Source organism: Burkholderia sp. SCN-KJ (assembly GCF_024656005.1).
In the GTDB taxonomy this organism is placed as follows: Bacteria; Pseudomonadota; Gammaproteobacteria; order Burkholderiales; family Burkholderiaceae; genus Burkholderia.
This window is the reverse complement of sequence record NZ_JANKOG010000017.1, coordinates 82,094-100,540: the sequence shown is the minus strand read 5'-3', so window position 1 is coordinate 100,540 and position 18,447 is coordinate 82,094. Positions and strand designations below refer to the sequence as shown.

General features: G+C 67.2%; 23 protein-coding genes and 1 pseudogene. 13 read left to right on the top strand and 11 right to left on the bottom strand.

Going from position 1 to position 18,447, the window contains the following annotated elements:
• Positions 1 to 198: 198 nt before the first annotated feature.
• Positions 199 to 423, bottom strand: a pseudogene (locus tag NQV17_RS37955) (sel1 repeat family protein); the annotation flags it as partial.
• Between the two features lie 364 nt (positions 424 to 787).
• Between NQV17_RS37955 and NQV17_RS25655 the strand changes: the two are divergent.
• From NQV17_RS25655 to atsR, 3 genes are read left to right on the top strand one after another with little or no spacing between them, the layout of a single operon-like run.
• The gene (locus NQV17_RS25655; RefSeq protein ID WP_257774378.1) at positions 788 to 1,666 is read left to right on the top strand and encodes a helix-turn-helix domain-containing protein; all 879 of its coding nucleotides are present in this window, start codon (positions 788 to 790) and stop codon (positions 1,664 to 1,666) included.
• A gap of 47 nt (positions 1,667 to 1,713) precedes the next feature.
• Entirely contained in the window at positions 1,714 to 2,214 is a 501-nt protein-coding gene (locus NQV17_RS25650) for a molybdopterin-dependent oxidoreductase (protein ID WP_257774377.1), read from the top strand.
• A 9-nt stretch (positions 2,215 to 2,223) separates the two neighbouring features.
• The gene (atsR, locus tag NQV17_RS25645) at positions 2,224 to 4,044 is read left to right on the top strand and encodes a hybrid sensor histidine kinase/response regulator AtsR (protein ID WP_257774376.1); all 1,821 of its coding nucleotides are present in this window, start codon (positions 2,224 to 2,226) and stop codon (positions 4,042 to 4,044) included.
• A gap of 44 nt (positions 4,045 to 4,088) precedes the next feature.
• Here atsR and NQV17_RS25640 read toward each other — a convergent pair whose 3' ends face one another.
• Positions 4,089 to 4,508 carry a secondary thiamine-phosphate synthase enzyme YjbQ gene (locus NQV17_RS25640; protein ID WP_257774375.1) on the bottom strand — a complete coding sequence of 140 codons (420 nt, stop codon included), beginning with the start codon at positions 4,506 to 4,508 and terminating at the stop codon, positions 4,089 to 4,091.
• Between the two features lie 10 nt (positions 4,509 to 4,518).
• Positions 4,519 to 4,845: a thioredoxin family protein gene (locus tag NQV17_RS25635; protein WP_257774374.1), complete on the bottom strand. Its 327-nt coding sequence runs from the start codon at positions 4,843 to 4,845 to the stop codon at positions 4,519 to 4,521.
• Between the two features lie 229 nt (positions 4,846 to 5,074).
• Between NQV17_RS25635 and NQV17_RS25630 the strand changes: the two genes are divergently transcribed.
• The 6 genes from NQV17_RS25630 to NQV17_RS25605 all read left to right on the top strand — a co-directional run bounded on the left by NQV17_RS25630 (position 5,075) and on the right by NQV17_RS25605 (position 8,450).
• On the top strand, positions 5,075 to 5,779 hold the full coding sequence (locus NQV17_RS25630) for a flavin reductase family protein (RefSeq protein ID WP_257774373.1): 705 nt from the start codon (positions 5,075 to 5,077) through the stop codon (positions 5,777 to 5,779).
• An 86-nt stretch (positions 5,780 to 5,865) separates the two neighbouring features.
• Positions 5,866 to 6,198, top strand: a complete 333-nt coding sequence (locus NQV17_RS25625; protein ID WP_257774372.1) for a DUF2322 family protein — start codon at positions 5,866 to 5,868, stop codon at positions 6,196 to 6,198.
• A 116-nt stretch (positions 6,199 to 6,314) separates the two neighbouring features.
• Positions 6,315 to 6,455 (top strand): hypothetical protein, encoded by a 141-nt coding sequence (locus NQV17_RS25620; protein ID WP_257774371.1) that lies wholly within the window; start codon positions 6,315 to 6,317, stop codon positions 6,453 to 6,455.
• Between the two features lie 92 nt (positions 6,456 to 6,547).
• Positions 6,548 to 7,402 (top strand): hypothetical protein, encoded by an 855-nt coding sequence (locus tag NQV17_RS25615; protein ID WP_374692747.1) that lies wholly within the window; start codon positions 6,548 to 6,550, stop codon positions 7,400 to 7,402.
• A 432-nt stretch (positions 7,403 to 7,834) separates the two neighbouring features.
• Positions 7,835 to 8,176 (top strand): type II toxin-antitoxin system RelE/ParE family toxin, encoded by a 342-nt coding sequence (locus NQV17_RS25610; protein ID WP_044845423.1) that lies wholly within the window; start codon positions 7,835 to 7,837, stop codon positions 8,174 to 8,176.
• Positions 8,163 to 8,450 carry a helix-turn-helix transcriptional regulator gene (locus tag NQV17_RS25605; protein WP_044845424.1) on the top strand — a complete coding sequence of 96 codons (288 nt, stop codon included), beginning with the start codon at positions 8,163 to 8,165 and terminating at the stop codon, positions 8,448 to 8,450. Before NQV17_RS25610 ends, NQV17_RS25605 begins: the two co-directional genes overlap by 14 nt.
• Before the next feature lie 75 nt (positions 8,451 to 8,525).
• Here NQV17_RS25605 and NQV17_RS25600 read toward each other — a convergent pair whose 3' ends face one another.
• From NQV17_RS25600 to NQV17_RS25590, 3 genes are all read right to left on the bottom strand, one after another.
• Positions 8,526 to 9,251, bottom strand: coding sequence for a YebB family permuted papain-like enzyme (locus NQV17_RS25600; protein WP_257774370.1), 726 nt, complete (start codon positions 9,249 to 9,251; stop codon positions 8,526 to 8,528).
• A gap of 138 nt (positions 9,252 to 9,389) precedes the next feature.
• Positions 9,390 to 9,959, bottom strand: coding sequence for a hypothetical protein (locus NQV17_RS25595; RefSeq protein ID WP_257774369.1), 570 nt, complete (start codon positions 9,957 to 9,959; stop codon positions 9,390 to 9,392).
• Positions 9,960 to 10,178: 219 nt separating this feature from the next.
• Entirely contained in the window at positions 10,179 to 10,637 is a 459-nt protein-coding gene (locus NQV17_RS25590; protein WP_006486309.1) for an Lrp/AsnC family transcriptional regulator, read from the bottom strand.
• A 126-nt stretch (positions 10,638 to 10,763) separates the two neighbouring features.
• On the opposite strand from NQV17_RS25590, the gene NQV17_RS25585 reads away from it, so the two are divergent.
• The 3 genes from NQV17_RS25585 to surE all read left to right on the top strand — a co-directional run bounded on the left by NQV17_RS25585 (position 10,764) and on the right by surE (position 12,963).
• Positions 10,764 to 11,501 carry an AzlC family ABC transporter permease gene (locus NQV17_RS25585; protein ID WP_044845427.1) on the top strand — a complete coding sequence of 246 codons (738 nt, stop codon included), beginning with the start codon at positions 10,764 to 10,766 and terminating at the stop codon, positions 11,499 to 11,501.
• Positions 11,491 to 11,793: an AzlD family protein gene (locus tag NQV17_RS25580; protein WP_374692746.1), complete on the top strand. Its 303-nt coding sequence runs from the start codon at positions 11,491 to 11,493 to the stop codon at positions 11,791 to 11,793. The genes NQV17_RS25585 and NQV17_RS25580 overlap by 11 nt, the downstream gene beginning before the upstream one ends.
• Positions 11,794 to 12,183: 390 nt before the next feature.
• Entirely contained in the window at positions 12,184 to 12,963 is a 780-nt protein-coding gene (gene surE, locus NQV17_RS25575) for a 5'/3'-nucleotidase SurE (RefSeq protein ID WP_257774368.1), read from the top strand.
• Between the two features lie 19 nt (positions 12,964 to 12,982).
• Here the strand turns inward: surE and NQV17_RS25570 are convergent, their stop codons facing one another.
• From NQV17_RS25570 to NQV17_RS25550, 5 genes are all read right to left on the bottom strand, one after another.
• Positions 12,983 to 13,804: an SDR family NAD(P)-dependent oxidoreductase gene (locus tag NQV17_RS25570; protein ID WP_257774367.1), complete on the bottom strand. Its 822-nt coding sequence runs from the start codon at positions 13,802 to 13,804 to the stop codon at positions 12,983 to 12,985.
• A 69-nt stretch (positions 13,805 to 13,873) separates the two neighbouring features.
• A complete protein-coding gene (locus NQV17_RS25565) occupies positions 13,874 to 14,341 on the bottom strand; it encodes a cupin domain-containing protein (RefSeq protein WP_044845430.1) in 468 nt (155 codons plus the stop codon).
• A gap of 163 nt (positions 14,342 to 14,504) precedes the next feature.
• Entirely contained in the window at positions 14,505 to 15,857 is a 1,353-nt protein-coding gene (locus NQV17_RS25560) for a pyridoxal-dependent decarboxylase (RefSeq protein WP_124529302.1), read from the bottom strand.
• A gap of 20 nt (positions 15,858 to 15,877) precedes the next feature.
• Positions 15,878 to 16,177: a helix-turn-helix transcriptional regulator gene (locus NQV17_RS25555; RefSeq protein ID WP_040139054.1), complete on the bottom strand. Its 300-nt coding sequence runs from the start codon at positions 16,175 to 16,177 to the stop codon at positions 15,878 to 15,880.
• A 187-nt stretch (positions 16,178 to 16,364) separates the two neighbouring features.
• The gene (locus tag NQV17_RS25550; RefSeq protein WP_124487070.1) at positions 16,365 to 17,252 is read right to left on the bottom strand and encodes a LysR family transcriptional regulator; all 888 of its coding nucleotides are present in this window, start codon (positions 17,250 to 17,252) and stop codon (positions 16,365 to 16,367) included.
• 128 nt (positions 17,253 to 17,380) lie between these two features.
• On the opposite strand from NQV17_RS25550, the gene NQV17_RS25545 reads away from it, so the two are divergent.
• Positions 17,381 to 18,418: an aldo/keto reductase gene (locus NQV17_RS25545; RefSeq protein ID WP_257774366.1), complete on the top strand. Its 1,038-nt coding sequence runs from the start codon at positions 17,381 to 17,383 to the stop codon at positions 18,416 to 18,418.
• Positions 18,419 to 18,447 lie beyond the last annotated feature (29 nt).

Below are 18,447 nucleotides of genomic sequence, written 5' to 3'. Positions count from 1 at the left end.
TTCCGACAATGCCAAACGCGTGCGGGAGCGTCCACCCCGGCCGAACCGTTTCGTACTTGTCAATTACGATCGAAGCGTCATTTAGAACTTGACCTAGATTCGAAGCCGCGAAAGGCCGCGGCGCGGTGCGTCCCGGCCGCCTGCCGACACACCCGACGCGCGGCGGCCTGGCACACGCCGTCGCCGCGGAAATCACTCGAGGTCATAGGCGGGCTTCGGCTGAGTCTTCGCGGCCTGCTTCAGCGACACGATGAGCGGATCCTCGCGGCCATCCGGATCGCCCTTCTTTTGATAGGAAACCTAAACTTCAGGGCGATCGAAACACCCTATGTCATCGCAGATCCGCACGGTATTGCCGGTGACGGACGGATCCCGCGCACACGCGGCCAACAGCAACTCCGGTGCGAGTAACCGGCGAACCATTTCGCGCTTTTTCCCCACGTCTTATTCGCGCCGTATTGCTTCGCACGATTCCACCCCGCGAGCGCGTACCCGGCTTGCGCGCGGCGAGGCGAATACAATTCACCCACGCCGACACGCAGTCCAAGGCTCTCTCAGGCTCTCTGGCTCTCTTCGAATCGTTCAGTCACGCGCTGGCTGCCGCTTTTCGCCGGGCCGAATGTGTCGACACCGGCCTCCAAACATGACGCGACAAACAATAGTGACGTGGTGAGCAATAATAATGGAGAAAAATGGCATGTCAAGGTGATTCGCATTTTCGAAGTTTGCGTATTGCGTCACTTTTGAATATGCTCTTCGTCGCTCAACCTCAGGAGACCACTTCGAGATGCCCAATAGCGAGCAGGCCAACGTCGATCTCATCACCGCCACCAAGGTGCACGATCTGCTGACGCGCAACGGCATTCCGCCGCGCAGTCACAACACCACGATCGCGAACGTGCTGGGCCTCAGTTTCTCGGTCGTCACGCGCAAGATGAAAGGCCTGATCCCGTGGAACCTGTCGCAGTTGCAGGACATCGCGACGCACTTCGGCGTGCCGCCCGCGATCCTGCTCGACGACAAGGGCGCGCAGCCGGCCGCCGCCGAGATGATCGACGCGACGCTCGTGATCGAGTCGCGCCGCTTTCGCTGCCGCGCGGCGATCTCGGCGAAGGCCAGCAGCCAGATCGAAACGGATTTCGTCGCGCTGCAGTGGCAGGGCGAATGGATCGTCACCGAACGCCAGCACGCACGCGAAGGCCGCCTCTATCCGGTCGACGTGATCGAACTGCGCTCGAGCCAGCCGACCGTCCACGCTGCGCGGATCGCGGTGGTCGACGATTCGCAGGACGTCGCCGAAACCGTGTGCGAATATTTCATCGAAAAAGGCGTGAACGCGATTCCTTACTACGACGGCGCATCGTTCCGCAAGGCGCTGGAAGTCGAGGATTTCGACGGCTACATCCTCGACTGGATGCTGGGCGACCAGACGGCCGCGGAGCTCGTGCGCGGCATCCGCTCGAGCGAGAACGGCGACGCGCCGATCTTCCTGCTGACCGGCAAGATCTCCACCGGCGAGGCGAGCGAGGACGAAATCGCGCACATCGTGTCGCATTACAACGCGCGCTGCGAGGAAAAGCCGGTGCGCCTGCCGATCCTGTTCGCCGAAGTCGCGCGCGAACTGAAGATCACGCTGCCGTCCGCCACGGCCGCCGCCGCGAGCTGAGACACGGCGAAAACCCACCACCACACGCACACGACCGAGGGAAAGACATGCGCGTTTCGACCATCTGGATCAAAAGCCTCGTCACGGCCGGCCTGCTCGGCATCGCTGCCGCGAGCTGGGCCGCGTCGTTCACGTTCACCGTCGACGGCAAGATCGGCCGCAGCAACCAGCCCGGCAAGACCATGTTCGTCTTTACCGAGCAGGCGCTGATGGCGCTGCCGCAGTACACGATCGTCACGTCGACGAGCTGGACGCCGAAGGCGACCTTCACCGGCCCGCGCCTGTCCGACGTGCTGAAGACCGTCGACGCGCACGGCACGCAGATCGAGTTCCGCTGCATCGACGAATACACGTTCACGATCCCCGTGTCGGATGCCGACAAGTACGGCGTGATCCTCGCGCGCACGATGAACGGCAAGGTGCTCGGCAACGACAACTACGGCCCGCTGTGGATCATGTATCCGCGCGACCAGTATCCCGACGAGCTCAAGACGCCGCTCGGCGAAGCCAAGTTCGCGTGGCAGATCATCGGCCTGACCGTGAAGTAAGCGCGCGACATGAAGCGCGGGCGGTGGAAGAACAGAAAAATCATCCTGGTCCTGGGATCGCTGTGGATCCTGGGATTCGCCGCATGGGCGTTCCTGCTGTGGGACCTGCTCGCGACGTCGGTCAACGAGGGCGTGCTCGAAGGACCGCGTGAAGGCGTGTTCTGGACCGCCGCGCAATACCGCAACGTCTACACGCGCTTCGACCGCCAGCTGATCCTCTACGCGACGCACGTGGACGACGACTTCGACCACGTGCAGATGCAGCTCGACAGCCTTTCGGTGTCGTTCGGGTTCCTGCAGCGGCCGTCCGAGGTGTCCGAATACTGGCTGCGCATCCCGCGTGCCCGCGCCCAGATCGCGGCGCTCGGCGAATTCATGACGCGCCTGCGGCAGGAAGTGCCGTTGCTGCGCACCGCGCCGGGCGGCGCACAGCGCGTGATCGACGAGGTCAGTACGTACTGGCCGAAGGTCAACGGCCTCGCGAACGACTTCCGTGCGATCGAGATGGCGCAGCGCGACTTCACGTTCCATCAACTGAGAGAAAAGCAGCAGGCGATCGTATCGCTCGGCATCATCCTCGGCGTGATCCTGTGCGCGCTGTTCCTGCTGCTGTTCTATACGATGCGCACGCGCGACGACCTGCTCGAACGACAGAACGCGGCGCTCGATGCGGAGCGCAAGGCATCGGATCGCGCGTTCGAGATGATCGAGGCGAAGAACGCGTTCCTCGGGATGGTCAGCCATGAACTGCGCACGCCGCTGCAGGCGGTCTGCGGATCGATCGAGATCCTGCTCGCGCGGCCGCAATCCGACGCGAACCTGAAGACGATCCGGCGACTGCAGAATTCCGCATCGTCGCTCGAAGCGCTGGTCAAGGACCTGACCGATTACATCAAGCTGCGCTCGACCAAGCGCCTCGCCGAAACCGAAACGGTCGGCATCGCATCGCTGCTCGCCGAAGTGCTCGATCCGCTGCGCGCGAAGATCGCGGCCAAACGGATCGCGGTCGCGCAGCAGGTCGAGCCTGGCGATCTCGCGATCCGCTCCGATCGCAAGCTGTTGCGTCAGGTGCTGTCGAACCTGATCGAGAATTCGGTCAAGTACACGGCCGGCGGATCGATCGACGTGTCGATCACGCTCGCCGACGCGCCGGCCGGCCAGCAATTGAAAATCGCCGTGCGCGACACGGGCGCCGGCATCGCGAAACAACACCTGTCGAAGATCTTCGAGCCGTTCTATCGCGCGAACGACGCGGTCGGGCTGCACGTCGACGGGATCGGCATGGGGCTCGCCGTCGTGCGCGAGATCGTGACGACGCTGCGCGGGCATGTGGACGTGCGCAGCACGGTGGGCGAAGGCAGCGAGTTCGTCGTGACGCTGCCGGCCGAAGTGCCGGGCATCGACACGGCTGGGCACGCGGCCGGGGATGCCCCCGCACTGCCGCCCGCGACCGAGCACCGGGACCGGCGCGCGCTGGTGGTCGACGACAACGACAACGCACGCGAAACGCTCGGCGCGATGCTGTCGGCGCTCGGCATCGAGGCCGATCTGTGCGGCACCGGACAGGAAGGCGTCGCACGCTTCGGCACCGGCCGCTACGACATCGTCGTGCTCGATCTCGAGCTGCCGGACCTGAGCGGCTTCGAAGTCGCGCGGCGCATTCGGGCGGTGGCGCAACCCGACGACGACGGCCGCCATCCGGCGATCCTCGGCGTCAGCGCGTATGAGTCGGCGGCGCTGCGCGAAAACAAGCAGGTATTCGACGAATTCCTGCCGAAGCCTGTCCACCTGCGCGAACTCGGCGCGCTCGTCGAGAAGCTGCTCGCGTAAGCCCGCGATACCGTGTGCGCCTGCGCCGCGTCACCCGTCGATACTCATTCGCCGATCAGATGCAGCACGATGTCGCGGCGGTGCGCGGCACGGCGATGCTCGAACAGGTAGATGCCCTGCCAGGTGCCGAGCACCATGCGTCCGTGCTCGACCGGGATCGACAACTGCACCTGCGTCAGCGCCGTACGCAGATGCGCGGGCATGTCGTCGGGCCCTTCGGTGTCGTGCTCGTAGCGCGTGTCGTCCTCGGGCGCGAGCGTCGCGAAATAGCGCTCGATGTCGCGCTGCACCGACGGATCCGCGTTCTCCTGGATCAGCAGCGACGCGGAAGTATGGCGGCAGAACACGGTCAGCAGGCCGGTGCGGATCGTCTGCTGGTCGACGAATGCGCGCACCTGCGGCGTGAACTCGACGAGGCCGCTGCCGCGCGTGTCGACGCCGATGTGCGTGATGGCCTGTTGCATGACGTCGACCTCAGGCGAATGCGGCGAAGCCGTCGGCTTCGATCTGCTTCGCGTCGGCCGGGCGCACGACGCGCGCAACCTCGACACCGTCGCGCAGGAACACCAGCGTCGGCCACAGCTTCACGCCGAACGAGCGGCCGAGCGGGCGGCCCGGGCCATCCTCGATCTTCAGGTGACGCACGGCGGGATGCGCGGAAAACGACGCGACGATCGCGGGCTGCGCACTCGCGCAGATCCCGCACCAGTTCGCACCGAATTCGATGACGGTTGCGCCGCCCAGTGCGTCGACTTCCGCGCGCGTCGGCGCATTGGCGGTGTAGCGTTGCTCGGTATCCATCAGGCCCTCGTGAGCGTTGGCGGAACATGGCCGCGCGCGCCTGCGTGGTGCGGCGGGCTCGGCCTGCGATTTCCTACTGTAGCGGAAAAGCGCGCGCGATGTCGGCGGGCTCCGGCCGACGCGTACACCACCTGCGTGCGTCGGCCGGAATGACATGACAAGATTCGGAGCGCCGCGCCGCCGCGACAGGATCAGCATGAGGACCGATCCATCAACGAAGGCGCCGACCATGAATGCTCCGCATCGCGTCACCGAACCGAACATCCTCTATTTCGGCACGCCCGTCGTGCTGGTCAGCACGCTGAACGAAAACGGCACGGCCAATCTCGCACCGATCTCGTCCGCGTTCTGGCTCGGCTGGCGCGGCGTGATCGGCATCGCCGCCAGTTCGCAGACCACCCGCAACCTGCTGCGCGCCGGTGAGTGCGTGCTGAACCTGCCGTCGTCGGCGCAAGCGGACGTGGTCGACCGGATCGCGCGCACGACGGGCACGTATCCGGTGCCCGACGGGAAGCGGGCAAAAGGTTACGTGTTCGAACCCGACAAGTTCGGCACGGCCGGGCTCACCGAGGGGGCGTCGCAAACCGTCGCGCCGCCGCGTGCGCTCGAATGCCCGGTGCACATGGAGGCCGTCGTCGCGGCCTCGCACGGGATCGGCGACGACACGCCCGACCTGCGCGGAAAGATCACCGTATTCGAGCTACGCATCCAGCGTGTGCACGTGCATCCGGATCTGCTGATGGACGGTCATCCCGATCGCATCGATCCGGACAAGTGGTCGCCGCTGATCATGAGCTTCCAGAAGTTCTATGGCCTCACGCCGCATCAGGTGCATACGTCGTGGCTCGCCGAGATTCCCGAGCGCGCGTATCGCAGCCCGGACATCGAGCGCTCGCGTGAGGCCGGCATGTCGATGGACGTTGCCCGGCGATAACGCGCGGCGGCCCGCGCGAAGCGCTACGCCCGATCGGCTAAGATACGGGCCGCCTCGCCCCTTATCGAACCGACGGAGTGTTTTCAGTGATTCAACCGACCCCAGTATTCAAGGACAACCTCGCGCAACTGCCGGCCATCGACGGCGTCGCGCGCATCGATCTCGTCGGCGCGAACGGCGACGTGGTCGCCAGCATCGAGAACCAGCCCGGCAAGCAGGGCTCGCTCGCGGTGTACAACTACCTGAAGCAGGCGTTCGGCACGCTCGACTCGAAGGCTGCCGAACACGGCCTCGCCGTGTTCGCGGAGCACACCGCCGACGCGCGCAACCGCCCGGGCGCGCATCCGAACGTCGATCGTCTGCTCGCGATCGTCGACGGCGGCGAAGCGCTGCGGATCGACGTGATCGCGAAGGCCTGAGCGCCTGGCGACGGGCGGGTACGCTGCGGGCCGATGCGCCGCAGCGGCTCGCACCCGTCGCGCGCTTCACCGCGCGTCCGTCACCGCCACACCTCACGGTTCCGACGAGGTCACGCATGGCCACGTTCCGGTTTCCATGCGCGCAATGCGACGAATGGCACGAAGGCGAGCCGAGCGTCTCCCACAACGGGATGTCCGCCGAACGCGCGCAGGCGCTGTTCGAGAAGGTGCTGCATCGGGACGGAGCGGCGCACTGACGCCGCCGTCTCGTGCACCGCTTGCCGTCGTGACACCTGCGCGGAACACCGCGATCATCGCGACTCCCCGTTCTTTCCCGGAGACCATCCACATGCGTCGCATGACTGTCCCGCTGTTTGCCCGCCGCATCGCATCGATCGCGGTACTCGCGTGCGTCGCGCCCGGCGGCGCGGTATCGGCCGAGACGCTGCGTGCAGCCTCCGATATCGCCGGCGCGTCCCTGGTTGCGCTCGGCGCGCTGCCGCGCTCGCCGGAACACGGCACGCTCGACGCGTTCTGTGCGCAATATCGCGCGAAGACCGCCACCGCGGCTGGCCGCGACGTCGCGAAGCTCGGCTGGATCGTGACCTCGGAAGCACCGCTCGGCCGCTACACGGTCGTCACGTTCGCGAGCGGGTTCAAGCCGGGGACGAGCGCGATCTGTTTTGCGCGCAACGCGAACATCGGCGTCTTCGACGGCACGACGCTCGTCGCGCTCGGCTATACGGCACGCTCGGCCGGCTGGCAGCTCGGCTCGGTCGAGCAGCTGGAAAGCGGCGCGCTGCTGGTCTGGGGCGGCGACGGCCCGTCGGCGCCCGTCGCCGAGCTGCGCGAGGAAAATGGCGGCTTGCGGCTGACCACGGTCGCGGCGCAACGCACGTACTGTCGCGGCCGTGCGGTCGTACCCAACGTATACGGCAAGCCGCTCGACGTGGCGCGCAATATTCTGATCTCGCGTGGCTGGCAGCCGCTGCGTCCGCACGAGAAGCCGGATCCGATGGACGGCGCGGCGACGCTCGCGAAGCACGGGATCATCGAAGCCGAAGCGTGCTCGGGCACCGGCATGGGGTATTGCGCGCTGCGGTATCGGAGCGCGGCCGGCGTGCTCGGCGTGACGACGGCCGGCGGCGAGCCGGACACGCCGTCGGCGAATACCGTGATCGATTATCAGGTGGCTTGCCGGTAGCAGTGATCGGCGCGGTGGCGTGCGCTTGATTCGCGCGTGATCGCATGGCATGCGTTCGTCGTCGCACCGAAAAGTAGCGAATCCATTGGCGATCGACTGTACCGGCGCATCGAATCATCGGCCGTCCGGTCAATTGACCCGCTCCACGCTCGCTCCCAAACTGACCTCCCTTGCACGCGCGTTCACGCGTGTCCGGCATAAAGGGACTTCCATGATCGACCTCTCCACGCCGCAGCTTCCAACGTGCGCCACCCGCGCCGATACCGAATCGCACACCTCGCCCGATCCAGGCCATCCGAGTCTCGTCGAACACCCCCTTCCTGACCGCAATCCCCGAGCGACGTAACGACGCTTCGAACGCACCGAAGGCCCGCCCGCGTACACAGTCGCGGGCGAACTCCGCACTTGCACGACCATAACATATTTGTTATCATGCCAGCTAACGCGTACGAAATTCAATTCTTCAATGCGCGCGTAGAGACGGGGGTCGTCACGTTACCGACGACGCTGCTTGCCCGTTTTTTTGCGCTCGCTGATCGCATGGAGCAGTACGGCCCGAATCTTGGCGAGCCGCACACCCAGTCAATGGGAAACGGGCTGTACGAAATGCGACTGAAGGGCGCCGAAGGTATCGCCAGAGTGTTCTATTGCGCGATCGTCGATCGGCGTATCGTCATGCTTCATTGCTTCGTGAAGAAGACGCAAAAGACGCCCCGGAAAGAACTGGAGATCGCGCGCTACCGACTCAAGGAGGTTCAAGATGGCAACGTATAAGGAACTGCGCGCGCGTGCATTGTCCGACCCCGAGGTGCGGGCCGAATACGAACGACTGAACCGCGAAGAACTCGCACTGCTCGACGTGATGCTGGCTGCTCGGCGAGACGCCGGCCTGTCGCAAGCCGATGTAGCCCAGCGCATGGGCACCAAAGCACCGGCAGTGACGCGACTCGAGCGCGCACTCGCAACGGGCCAGCATTCACCGTCCATCGATACGCTGCGCAAGTACGCGGCAGCTTGTGGCAAGAAACTCGTGATCTCGTTCGCTTGATTCCTCGTTCCGAGCACCGGCTGGTTGAGCGGCCGGCGCGTCGCCACGGTTGTTCAAAACCCGGACGATGTCGCATCAGCAATCAGATGCGCCACCGGTTTCCGCCTCTTCCGAGCCACGCAGTTCCTGCGCCCCGGGATCGCGTCCACGCGTATCCACCACCACACGCAACTCACGGCTCTCGAACACACTCGCCGGCGTCACCGTGCGGCGCTGCCACGGAATCCGGCCGAAATACCAGATCTTCCAGAACCCGAGCGGATGACCAGGGTTGCGGCGCAGCAACGTGTCGAAGGTCTCGATATCGCCGAGTACGATCCGCGTCGCATCGTGCACCACTTCGCGCACGAACCGCGAGCAGAACTGCCGGCGCGACGCGAGATTGAAACCCGTGTCGTACACCACGCCGATGCGCCGCATGGCCGCGTCGACGAGCCGGCGCCGCTGCGCCGCGTCGAGCGGCCGCTTCAACCGCGCGATCACGCACGCGCCGCGATCGGAGCGCGCGAGAAATCGCGACATCGTCGTCACGCGCGACAGCGGAAACGTGCTTTCCGCGACGAGCGGCTCGCCGTCGCGTTCGCCGATAACGATCCCAACGTGATTCGTCCAGGCGCGCGTCGCACTCGCCACTTCGAGAAACGGCCGCACGGTCACGCGGATGAAAACGATGTCGCCGATCTCGGCTTCGGCCGGCAACGGCATCGTGTCCCGATCGGCCGTACCGAGGGCGAACAGGCGCCGCCGGTACGCACCCTGCCGACGAGCCATGAGCGGCCGGGAACCCGTGTCGATATGCATGCGAACCTCACGCGAGTGGACATGGCACGAGCATGTCAGCCGCGGCCGCGTCGCGCATCCGCGCCATGCGTGAGGGAATCATTCCGCGCCGCCGGGTAGCGAATTCCGGTACCGGCGCGCAGCACGCGTGCGCAATCGTCAGCGATTCGCGCCCAGCGCCACGCGCAGCCGCTCCATTAGCCGCGTGTAGTACTGCACCACGTCGGCCTTGTCCGTCACGTTCGCGGTCGAGAACCGCTCGGACCACGCCGCCTTCCATTCATACGTGCCGTGCACGCTGCGGTCGCCGTCCGGCGACTGGATCAGCGAACGGATCCGCGCATCGCGCCCCGGCCCCGTGTGCATCTCGAACAACGCGTGGATGAACGTGTGATACGCGTCGTACACGTCGTCGTCGAACAGGTAGCGGTAGATGTGAAACGTGCGGTCGAGTTCGCGCTTCGCGCGGATCACGTCGTCCGGCGAGATGTCCTTCCAGTAGCCGATCCACGTGTAGAAGCACAGCAGCGCATTGAGCTGCGGCGCGACCGTGTCGTACAGCGTGAGCCGCTTCTCGATCAGCCGCTGGTTGGTCCACTGCACGAGCTCGAGCCGCTTCAGCCGGCGCGCGACGAGCCAGCCCAGGCACGCGACCGACAACGGCGTCAGCACACCGAGCACGAGCTTGACGATTTCCAGCGAATTCCACGGATCGTTGAATGGCTGCATGAATGGCTCGACAAGAAAAACGCATCGATCGGCCGGTCACGTCGCGCGCGGCGCGCGTGTTCGTCGATCGCCTCGCGGTTGACCGTTAGTTGCTTGCGCATCGAAGTCGCATCGCGATGCAGCCAGTGCGCGGCGAAGCGGCTTGTCCCGACAGTGTATCGGCCGATCGTCACCGGCTGGTGACGATTCGCCGCATCGCCGTCGCGCGCCCGCGGCACGTTACGTCGGCAGTGCCGACGTGAGCTTGACCTTCTGCATCGGAATGTCGGTCTTCACGCTGAGCACGCCGGGAATGCGCGTGAGGTATTCCATCTGGAAACGCCGATAGTCGTCGATATCGGCCGCGACGACGCGCAGCAGGAAATCGCAGTCGCCGGCCATCAGATGGCATTCGACGACTTCCGGCATCTGCTGGACGGCCTCGGCGAAGCGGTTCACCGATTCCGCATCCTGCCCCTTCAGCCACACGCGCGTGAAGATCGTCAGCCCCTTGCCGACCTTCGCCGGGTTCAGCACGGCCACGTATTTTTCGATCACGCCCGCTTCTTCGAGCAGCCGCACACGCCGCAGGCACGGCGACGGCGACAGCCCGACCTCGTGCGCGAGTTCCACGTTCTGCATGCGGCCGTCGCGCTGCAGCGCGCTCAGGATCCGGCGGTCGATAGCGTCAAGCTTCATTGGCATCGAATTCCAAAAAAATCGCAAATCACTCGTTGGATGCCAAATTCTCTGGAAAATTGGTCCGCAACGCAACCCGATTCGAGTCAAAAAAGCAGACAATCCTCCTCCCCCGAAGGAGGAGTAATGAGCAGTAGCGTTTCAACGTCGACCGGGCTTCGCGACAAGCCCGCCTATGTCGCCGAGATGGGTCGCGGCTTGCGCGCGGCGCTGCCCGTCATGCTGGGTTTCGTGCCGTTCGCGCTGGTGCTCGGCGCGCAGGCCGCGCAAAAAGGGCTGAGCCTGTTCGAGGTGCCGATGATGACGGGCCTGAACTTCGGCGGCGGCTCGGAATTCGCGGCGATCCATCTGTGGACGTCGCCGCCGCACATCGCGCTGATCGTCGCGATGTCGTTCCTCGTGAATTCGCGCCACATCCTGATGGGTGCGGCGTTCGCGCCGTACATCCGGCGCCTGCCGCGCCGCCGCGCGTTCGCCGCCCTGTTCTTCATGTGCGACGAAAGCTGGGCGATGTCGCTCGCCGACGCGCGCTCGCGCTCGGCCACGCACATCAGCGTCCCCTATTACGCGGGCGTGTGTTCCGGGCTCTACCTGACGTGGATCTCGATGACGACGCTCGGCGCGGCACTCGGCCCGACGATCGGCGACGTCGAGCAATACGGCTTCGACATGGCGTTCACGGCCGTGTTTCTGGTGCTGCTGCGCGGGATGTGGAAAGGCATGCGCGCGAGCCGTCCGTGGTTCGTGAGCCTCGTCGTCGCGGCCGCCACGCACCTCGCGGTGCCCGGCGCGTGGTACGTCGCGGCCGGCGCATGCGCGGGTCTGATCGCCGCGCTGCTGTGGGAGCCGCGCGATGCTGCCTGATTTCGCGACGGTGACGACCATCGTGCTGATGGCGTCGACGACCTACCTGTCGCGCGTGCTCGGCTACGTGCTGCTGCGCAACCGCACGCTGAGCCCGCGGATGGCGTCGGTGATGGAGAACGTGCCCGGCTGCGTGCTGATCTCGGTGATCGCGCCCGCCTTCGTGTCGACGCGCCCGGCCGACCTGTTTGCGCTCGCCGTCACGCTGATCGCGGCGACGCGCCTGTCGATCCTGCCGACCGTAATCGTCGGCGTCGTGTCGGCCGGCCTGCTGCGGCATCTGCTCGGGTAATCGGGTAACGCGGGTCCCCCTCGCCGCCCGGGCGGCACATCGAACCGGAAAAACAGGCGCGCCATGCGCCTGTTTTCGTATCCGCGCGCCGGGCGCCGGGCTCGGCTCGGCTCGGCTCGGCTCGATGCGGCTCGATGCGGCTCGGTGCGGCTCGGTGCGGCTCGGTGCGGCTCGGTGCGGCTCGGTGAGGTGCGGTGAGGTGCGGTGAGGTGCGGTGAGGTGCGGTGAGGTGCGGTGAGGTGCGGTGAGGTGCAGTGGTGCGGTGGTGCGGTGCGGCGAGGTGCGGCGAGGCGCGGCATGACACGACATGCGCCGCGACGGGATGCTAGCCTTGCGGGTGTACCTGTGGTGCCTTTCCCCTCTCATTGCCTACCTGCGAGGATCGTCCCGATGCAAGAAACCCGCCCGCTGTTCGACCGCGTCCTGCTCACCAACGACGACGGATTCGACGCCCCCGGCCTTGAAGTGCTCGAACAGGTCGCCACGCAACTGGCGCGCGAAGTCTGGATCGTCGCGCCGGCCGAGGACCAGAGCGGCACGTCGCATTCGCTGAGCCTGCACGAACCGCTGCGCGTGCATCGCAAGGGCGAGCGCCGTTTTGCGGTGCGCGGCACGCCGGGCGATTGCGTCGCGATTGCGGTCAGCCACCTGATGAAGGACGCGCGGCCCGACTTCGTGCTGTCCGGCGTCAATCGCGGCGCGAACCTCGGCACCGAAACGGTGTTCTCCGGCACGGTCGGCGCCGCGATGACGAGCATGCTGGTCGGCGTGCCGGCGATCGCGCTGAGCCAGGCGTTCGTCGACCGCAACGCAGTGCCGTGGCATACGGCGCTCACGCACGCGCCGGACGTGATTCGCCGGCTCGTCGCGGCCGGCTGGGACAGCGACGCGTGCCTCAACGTGAATTTCCCGGCGCGGCCGGCCGACGACGTGCGCGGCCTGAAGGTGACGAACCAGGGCGCCGGCACGCTGCAAGGCGTCGACATCGTGTCGGGGCGCGATCCGCGCGACATCGAATACCACTGGCTGAAACTGGCGCGCGCACCGCGCGACGACGATGCCGGTTCGGAAACGGTCGCGCTCGGCGAAGGCTATATCGCGGTCACGCCGCTGAAGTTCGAACGCACGCACGACCAGGCGCTCGCGCGGCTGCGGTCGAACCTCGGCTGACCTCGAGAACGGTTACCGGTCACGTCAGGTTCATTCCCCCGTCGAGCATCACGATCTCGCCCGTCACATAATCGGATGCAACGAGCATCGCAACCGTCTGCGCGACGTCGTCCGGCGTCGCCGCACGGCGCATCGGCGCGCGCTCGCGCCAGAGCTGCTGCGCGTCGGTCCAGTCCGCGGTCAGCGGCGTGTCGACGAGCCCCGGCGCCACCGCATTGACGCGAATCGCCGGCGCGAGCGTACGCGCCAGCAAGCGCGTCGTGTGATTGAGCGCGGCCTTCGCCGCCGCATAGGGAATCGACGCCCCCTTCGGCCGCACGCCGGCGTGCGAGCTGACGTTGACGACGCACCCGGCACGCCCGCCCGACGCCGCTTCGAGCAGCGCGGGCTGCGCTTCGGCGACGAGCCGGAACGGCGCGATCACGTTGATCTCGTGCATCTCGCGCCACACGTCGGGCGTCGCGGCGGCGAGATCGTCGTGCGGAATCACGCGGCTGACGCCCGCATTGTTGACCAGCACGTCGAGGCGGCCGTGCACCGCCAGCGCGTCGCGAATCAATCGCACGCGTTGCGCGTCGTCGGCGAGATCGGCCTGCACGTAGGTCGCGCCGAGTTCGCGCGCCATCGCGCGGCCGGTGTCGGCGGAACTGCGCGAATGCAGGATCAGCGCGTAGCCGTCCGCCGCCAGGCGTCGCGCGATGGCCGCGCCGATTCCCGACGTCGAACCGGTGACGAGCGCGACAGGCCGATGCACGCGCGACGCGCGCGGCTCGGCGACGGTTTCGGTCTCAGGTTCCGTTTCGGAAATCGGGGCATTCATCGGCGGATGCGGCGCGTCCATGGCGTGGAATCCTGTCAGTGGCGTTCCCGCATCATAAGCATGACGACGGCCGATGCGGATGCGTGCCGTCTACGGCCGTTTCGGCAGGTCGACGAAATCCTCGAGCTCGCCGGCGATGTAAAGCCGCTTGCCGATTCTCGGGTATTCGCAGACGTCGTGTTCGAGGCGCTGGCCGAGGATGAACAGTTCCAGCGGCACCTCGCCGGTGTTCTGCAACGTGTGTGCGTCGCCGCCGCGCGGAAAACCGAGGAAATCGCCCGGCCCGATTTCGCACGTGCGTTCGCCGATCGTGACCGAGCCGGTGCCGGACAGCACGTACACGCATTCTTCCTCGTACAGGTGGCGGTGATACTCGGCCGATTCGTGCCCGGGCATCAGCGTGAGCAGGTGCGCGCCGATCTGCGTGAGGCCGGTCAGGTCGCTGAGCTGTCGTTTGAGGCGAACGGCATTGGGATTGAGCGAATGCACCGCGCGCGTCGGTTCCATCTTCGCGATGTCGGCGGCTTTCAGCAGCTCCCGGGGAGGTGTCGTGGACATGGGGATCTCGTCGGCGTGAATGCTGCGGTTGGGCGCGCCGCCCGGGCCGGCACGGCGCGCATGCCGCATTATTGTCCGACATTTTCACGCAGACGAGCCGAACATCTCCAGATACGGATAGCCGGCGGCGGCGGCACGCGCGCGACGCATTCGCCGCCGCCGCTCAACCCACATGCACGCCGCGCAGCGTCGTCAGCAACGCGACGAGACGGTCGACGTGCTCGTCCTCCGTGCGCCACGACGACACGCTGATCCGGAACGCCGGCCGCCCCTGCCATACGGTCTGCCCGAACCATACGTCGCCCGAGTCCTGCGCGGCCTGAAGGATCGCGATCGTCTCGTCGTCGGTGCCGGCGCGCACGAGCACCTGGTTCAGCACGACACGGTTCAGCACGTCGTAGCCGGCCGCGCGCAGGCCGTCCGCGACGCGCTGGGCCTGTGCGCAATGCCGCTCGACCATCGTCGCCACGCCGGCGCGGCCGAGCGCACGCAGCGCGGCCCACACCGGAATGCCGCGCGCACGCCGCGAGAATTCGAGGTTCAGGTTCTTCTGCGCATCCTGCGCGCCGCTCAGGTAGACGGCATCGCTGTTCATCGCGGTCGCGAGCGCGGCCGCGTCGCGGCAGATCACCATCGCGCCGTCGTACGGCGTGTTGAGCCACTTGTGGCCGTCGGTGGTCCAGCTGTCCGCGCCGTCGATGCCGTCGGTCAGTGCGCGCTTCGACGACGCGCGCGCCCACAGCCCGAACGCGCCGTCCACGTGCACCCACGCGCCGGCGGCCTTCGCGCGCGGAATCAGCGCCGCGAACGGATCGAATTCGCCGGTGTTCACTTCGCCGGCCTGCACGCAGAGGATCGTCATGTCGTCGAGCGGCGGCAATTGCGCGGGGTCGATGCGGCCGTGCGCGTCGACCGGCGCGACGATCAGGCGCTTCATCCCGAAGCCGAGCACGCGCAGCGCCTTCTTCACCGTGATGTGCGCGAGCTCGGAGAGCACGACCTTCACCTCGGGTGCGCCGATCAGGCCGTCCGCGTCGACGTCCCAGCCCTTGCGCGCGAGCAGCGCACGCCGCGCGGCCACCAGCGCGACCAGCGTGCAGGCCGTCGCGCTCGTGCCGAAGCCGACCGCGCTGCCTTCCGGCAGCCCGAGCACGTCGACGACCCAGCGCGCGGCCTGCCGCTCGATCGTCGCGGCCACCGGCGAATTCGCGAACGACGACGCGCACTGGTCCCACGCGAGCATCAGCCGCTCGGCCGCCGCGGCGGCCGGCAGCGTCGCGCCAATCACGAAGCCGAAGTAGTTCGGGCCGTTCGATGCGACGGTCGCGGGCGTGCCCTTGTCGTCGAGCAGGCGCAGCACGTCGTCGGCCGGGCGGCCCGCATCGGGCAGCGGCTCGTCGAAGGCCGCAAGACCCGCGAGCGCCGCCGCGTCGGGATAGGCGCGCCGTTCGTCGGTCGCTGCGAGATACGCTTGCGCGCGCCGGTCGGCATCGGCCAGCAGGGCGAGTTCATCCATGTCGATTGCCTCTGTGAAGATCAGAGTTGCAGGAGGTCGCGGCCCAACCGATGCAGCGCATCGTCGATCCGCTTGTAGTACGTGAACTTGCCGACGCGCGTCGCCCGCACGAGCCCGGCATCCGCGAGGATCCGCATGTGGCGCGTGGTCGTCGCCGGCGCGATGCCGAGCTTCTCGGTGATGTACGTGCAGCACACGCCGAGCTCGTCGAAGTCGCCGTGCGGCTGCGGCGGGAAATGCTTGCGCGGCTGCTTGAGCCAGCGCATCACGGCCAGACGGCTTTCGTTGGCCAGTGCGCTGATGCGGGTGACGTCGTCCATGGGTCCGGTCTCGTTTGACGTTTTGAATATTAGCTAAATGACGAAACGTGGACAACCCGCTTCGCGGGCGATCTTGCGTTCGCGGTCGTGCGGGAAGCGGCCCCGTTTCGCTACCGCGCCGCATTTGGCGTCATCGCGTCGGACGCCGACGCGCAACCGCATCGGCCGCGGCGCGATCCGGTTGCGCTCACCCCGCCGCCAACGCCTGCGCCAGCCGTTCGATCAGCGCCCGCACGCGCCGCGGCTGCACCGCACCGCCCGGATAGACGATCTGCAGGTCGACTTCGCCCGGCGAGAACTCGCGAAGGATCTCGACCAGCGCGCCGGACGCCAGATCCTGCTCGACGTCGAGCAGCGACTTCAGCGCGATCCCGTGCCCCGCGACGCACCACGCGCGCACGAGCGCGCCGTCGTTGGCGACGCGCCGGCCACGCACCGTCACGCGCTTCGGTTCGTCGTCGATACGGAACGGCCACTCGGCATACAGTTCCTGGCCGAAGCGCATCACGATGCAGTCGTGCGCGGCAAGCTCGGCCGGATGCCGCGGCGTGCCGTGCGCGGCGAGATACGCAGGGGCGGCGCACACCACGCGGCGCGAGCGGCCGAGCGAGCGGCTGCGCAGCGCGCTGTCCGCGAGCTGGCCGCGACGGATCGCGAAGTCGAGCCCCTGCCCGACGAGATCGACGTAGCCGTCGCCGAGATGCAGGTCGACCGTGACGCCCGGGTGCTCGGCCAGGAATGCGTCGACCACCGGCACGACGCGCGCCTGCCCGAGGTCGGCCGGCGCGCTCAGCCGCACGGGCCCCGACAGCGTCTGCGCGCCGAGCCGCACGCGGCTTTCGAGTTCGTCGGCCTCGGCGAGCAGGCGCCGCGCGCCCGCGACCAGCGTGCGGCCCTCGTCGGTCAGGCTGATCGCGCGGGTCGTGCGCGTGAGCAGCGCCGCGCCGTAGTGGCGCTCGAGCGCCGTCAGCCGCTCCGAAACCGTGGCCGGCGACAGGCCGACCTCGCGGCCGGCCGCGGCCAGCCCGCCCTTCTCCACGATGCGCAGGAACAGCGCCAGGTTGTCGAGCAGCATTCTTCGCTTCCTCCGAAGGATATTTTCGAAGTCTGCCCAATTATCCGGATGAACCGCAAGCGCTAGAGTGAACGCTCACCTTGCCGACGCTCGTTCGCGCCGGCCTCGACAACGAAAGGACACCCGCCATGGAATACCGCACGCTCGGCCGCTCCGGCCTCAAGGTTCCCGCGCTGAGCTTCGGCGCAGGCACGTTCGGCGGCACCGGCCCGTTGTTCGGCGCCTGGGGCAACACGGGCGTCGACGAAGCGCGCCGGCTGGTCGACATCTGCCTCGAGGCCGGCGTCAATCTGTTCGACACCGCCGACGTGTACTCGGACGGCGCATCCGAGCGCGTGCTCGGCGCCGCGATCCACGGCCGGCGCGACCAGGTGCTGATCTCGACCAAGACGGGCCTGCCGACCGGCGATGGCCCGAATGACGCCGGCACGTCGCGCACACGGCTGATCCGCGCGGTCGACGACGCGCTGCGCCGCCTCGATACCGACTACATCGATCTGCTGCAGCTCCATGCGTTCGACGCGGCCACGCCGGTCGAGGAAGTGATGTCGACGCTGGACGACCTGGTGCGCGCGGGCAAGCTGCGCTACATCGGCGTGTCGAATTTCGCGGGCTGGCAGATCATGAAATCGCTCGCGCTAGCCGACCGGCACGGCTGGTCGCGCTACGTCGCGAACCAGGTCTACTACTCGCTCGTCGGGCGCGACTACGAGTGGGACCTGATGCCGCTCGGCGCGGACCAGGGCCTCGGCGCGCTGGTGTGGAGCCCGCTCGGCTGGGGCCGGCTCACCGGCAAGATCCGCCGCCACGCGCCGCTGCCGGAACGCAGCCGCCTGCACGATACGGCCGGCTTCGGGCCGCCGGTCGACGACGAACGGCTGTACGACGTGGTCGACGCGCTCGACGCGATCGCCGAGGAAACCGGCAGGACCGTGCCGCAGATCGCGCTGAACTGGCTGCTGCAGCGCCCGACCGTGTCGTCGGTGATCATCGGCGCGCGCAACGAGGAACAGTTGCGCCAGAACCTCGGTGCGCTCGGCTGGTCGCTGACCGATGCGCAGGTCGCGAAGCTCGATGCGGCAAGTGCGATCGAAGCGCCGTATCCGCACTTCCCGTATCGCCGGCAGGACGCGTTCGCGCGGCTCAATCCGCCGATGCGCGGGTAAGCGGAGCAGCGGACCGTCGCGCTCCGATG

Bases quoted from the DNA above. Each gene is read 5' to 3' on its own strand.
- NQV17_RS25560 (WP_124529302.1), bottom strand. From the start codon at position 15,857: ATGGATGAACTCGCCCTGCTGGCCGATGCCGACCGGCGCGCGCAAGCG.
- NQV17_RS25590 (WP_006486309.1), bottom strand. From the start codon at position 10,637: ATGAAGCTTGACGCTATCGACCGCCGGATCCTGAGCGCGCTGCAGCGC.
- NQV17_RS25555 (WP_040139054.1), bottom strand. From the start codon at position 16,177: ATGGACGACGTCACCCGCATCAGCGCACTGGCCAACGAAAGCCGTCTG.
- NQV17_RS25605 (WP_044845424.1), top strand. From the start codon at position 8,163: ATGGCAACGTATAAGGAACTGCGCGCGCGTGCATTGTCCGACCCCGAG.
- NQV17_RS25610 (WP_044845423.1), top strand. From the start codon at position 7,835: ATGCCAGCTAACGCGTACGAAATTCAATTCTTCAATGCGCGCGTAGAG.
- NQV17_RS25600 (WP_257774370.1), bottom strand. From the start codon at position 9,251: ATGCATATCGACACGGGTTCCCGGCCGCTCATGGCTCGTCGGCAGGGT.
- atsR (WP_257774376.1), top strand. From the start codon at position 2,224: ATGAAGCGCGGGCGGTGGAAGAACAGAAAAATCATCCTGGTCCTGGGA.
- NQV17_RS25585 (WP_044845427.1), top strand. From the start codon at position 10,764: ATGAGCAGTAGCGTTTCAACGTCGACCGGGCTTCGCGACAAGCCCGCC.
- NQV17_RS25550 (WP_124487070.1), bottom strand. From the start codon at position 17,252: ATGCTGCTCGACAACCTGGCGCTGTTCCTGCGCATCGTGGAGAAGGGC.
- NQV17_RS25580 (WP_374692746.1), top strand. From the start codon at position 11,491: ATGCTGCCTGATTTCGCGACGGTGACGACCATCGTGCTGATGGCGTCG.
- NQV17_RS25630 (WP_257774373.1), top strand. From the start codon at position 5,075: ATGAATGCTCCGCATCGCGTCACCGAACCGAACATCCTCTATTTCGGC.
- NQV17_RS25635 (WP_257774374.1), bottom strand. From the start codon at position 4,845: ATGGATACCGAGCAACGCTACACCGCCAATGCGCCGACGCGCGCGGAA.
- NQV17_RS25565 (WP_044845430.1), bottom strand. From the start codon at position 14,341: ATGTCCACGACACCTCCCCGGGAGCTGCTGAAAGCCGCCGACATCGCG.
- NQV17_RS25595 (WP_257774369.1), bottom strand. From the start codon at position 9,959: ATGCAGCCATTCAACGATCCGTGGAATTCGCTGGAAATCGTCAAGCTC.
- NQV17_RS25615 (WP_374692747.1), top strand. From the start codon at position 6,548: ATGCGTCGCATGACTGTCCCGCTGTTTGCCCGCCGCATCGCATCGATC.
- NQV17_RS25620 (WP_257774371.1), top strand. From the start codon at position 6,315: ATGGCCACGTTCCGGTTTCCATGCGCGCAATGCGACGAATGGCACGAA.
- NQV17_RS25545 (WP_257774366.1), top strand. From the start codon at position 17,381: ATGGAATACCGCACGCTCGGCCGCTCCGGCCTCAAGGTTCCCGCGCTG.
- NQV17_RS25655 (WP_257774378.1), top strand. From the start codon at position 788: ATGCCCAATAGCGAGCAGGCCAACGTCGATCTCATCACCGCCACCAAG.
- NQV17_RS25650 (WP_257774377.1), top strand. From the start codon at position 1,714: ATGCGCGTTTCGACCATCTGGATCAAAAGCCTCGTCACGGCCGGCCTG.
- surE (WP_257774368.1), top strand. From the start codon at position 12,184: ATGCAAGAAACCCGCCCGCTGTTCGACCGCGTCCTGCTCACCAACGAC.
- NQV17_RS25570 (WP_257774367.1), bottom strand. From the start codon at position 13,804: ATGGACGCGCCGCATCCGCCGATGAATGCCCCGATTTCCGAAACGGAA.
- NQV17_RS25640 (WP_257774375.1), bottom strand. From the start codon at position 4,508: ATGCAACAGGCCATCACGCACATCGGCGTCGACACGCGCGGCAGCGGC.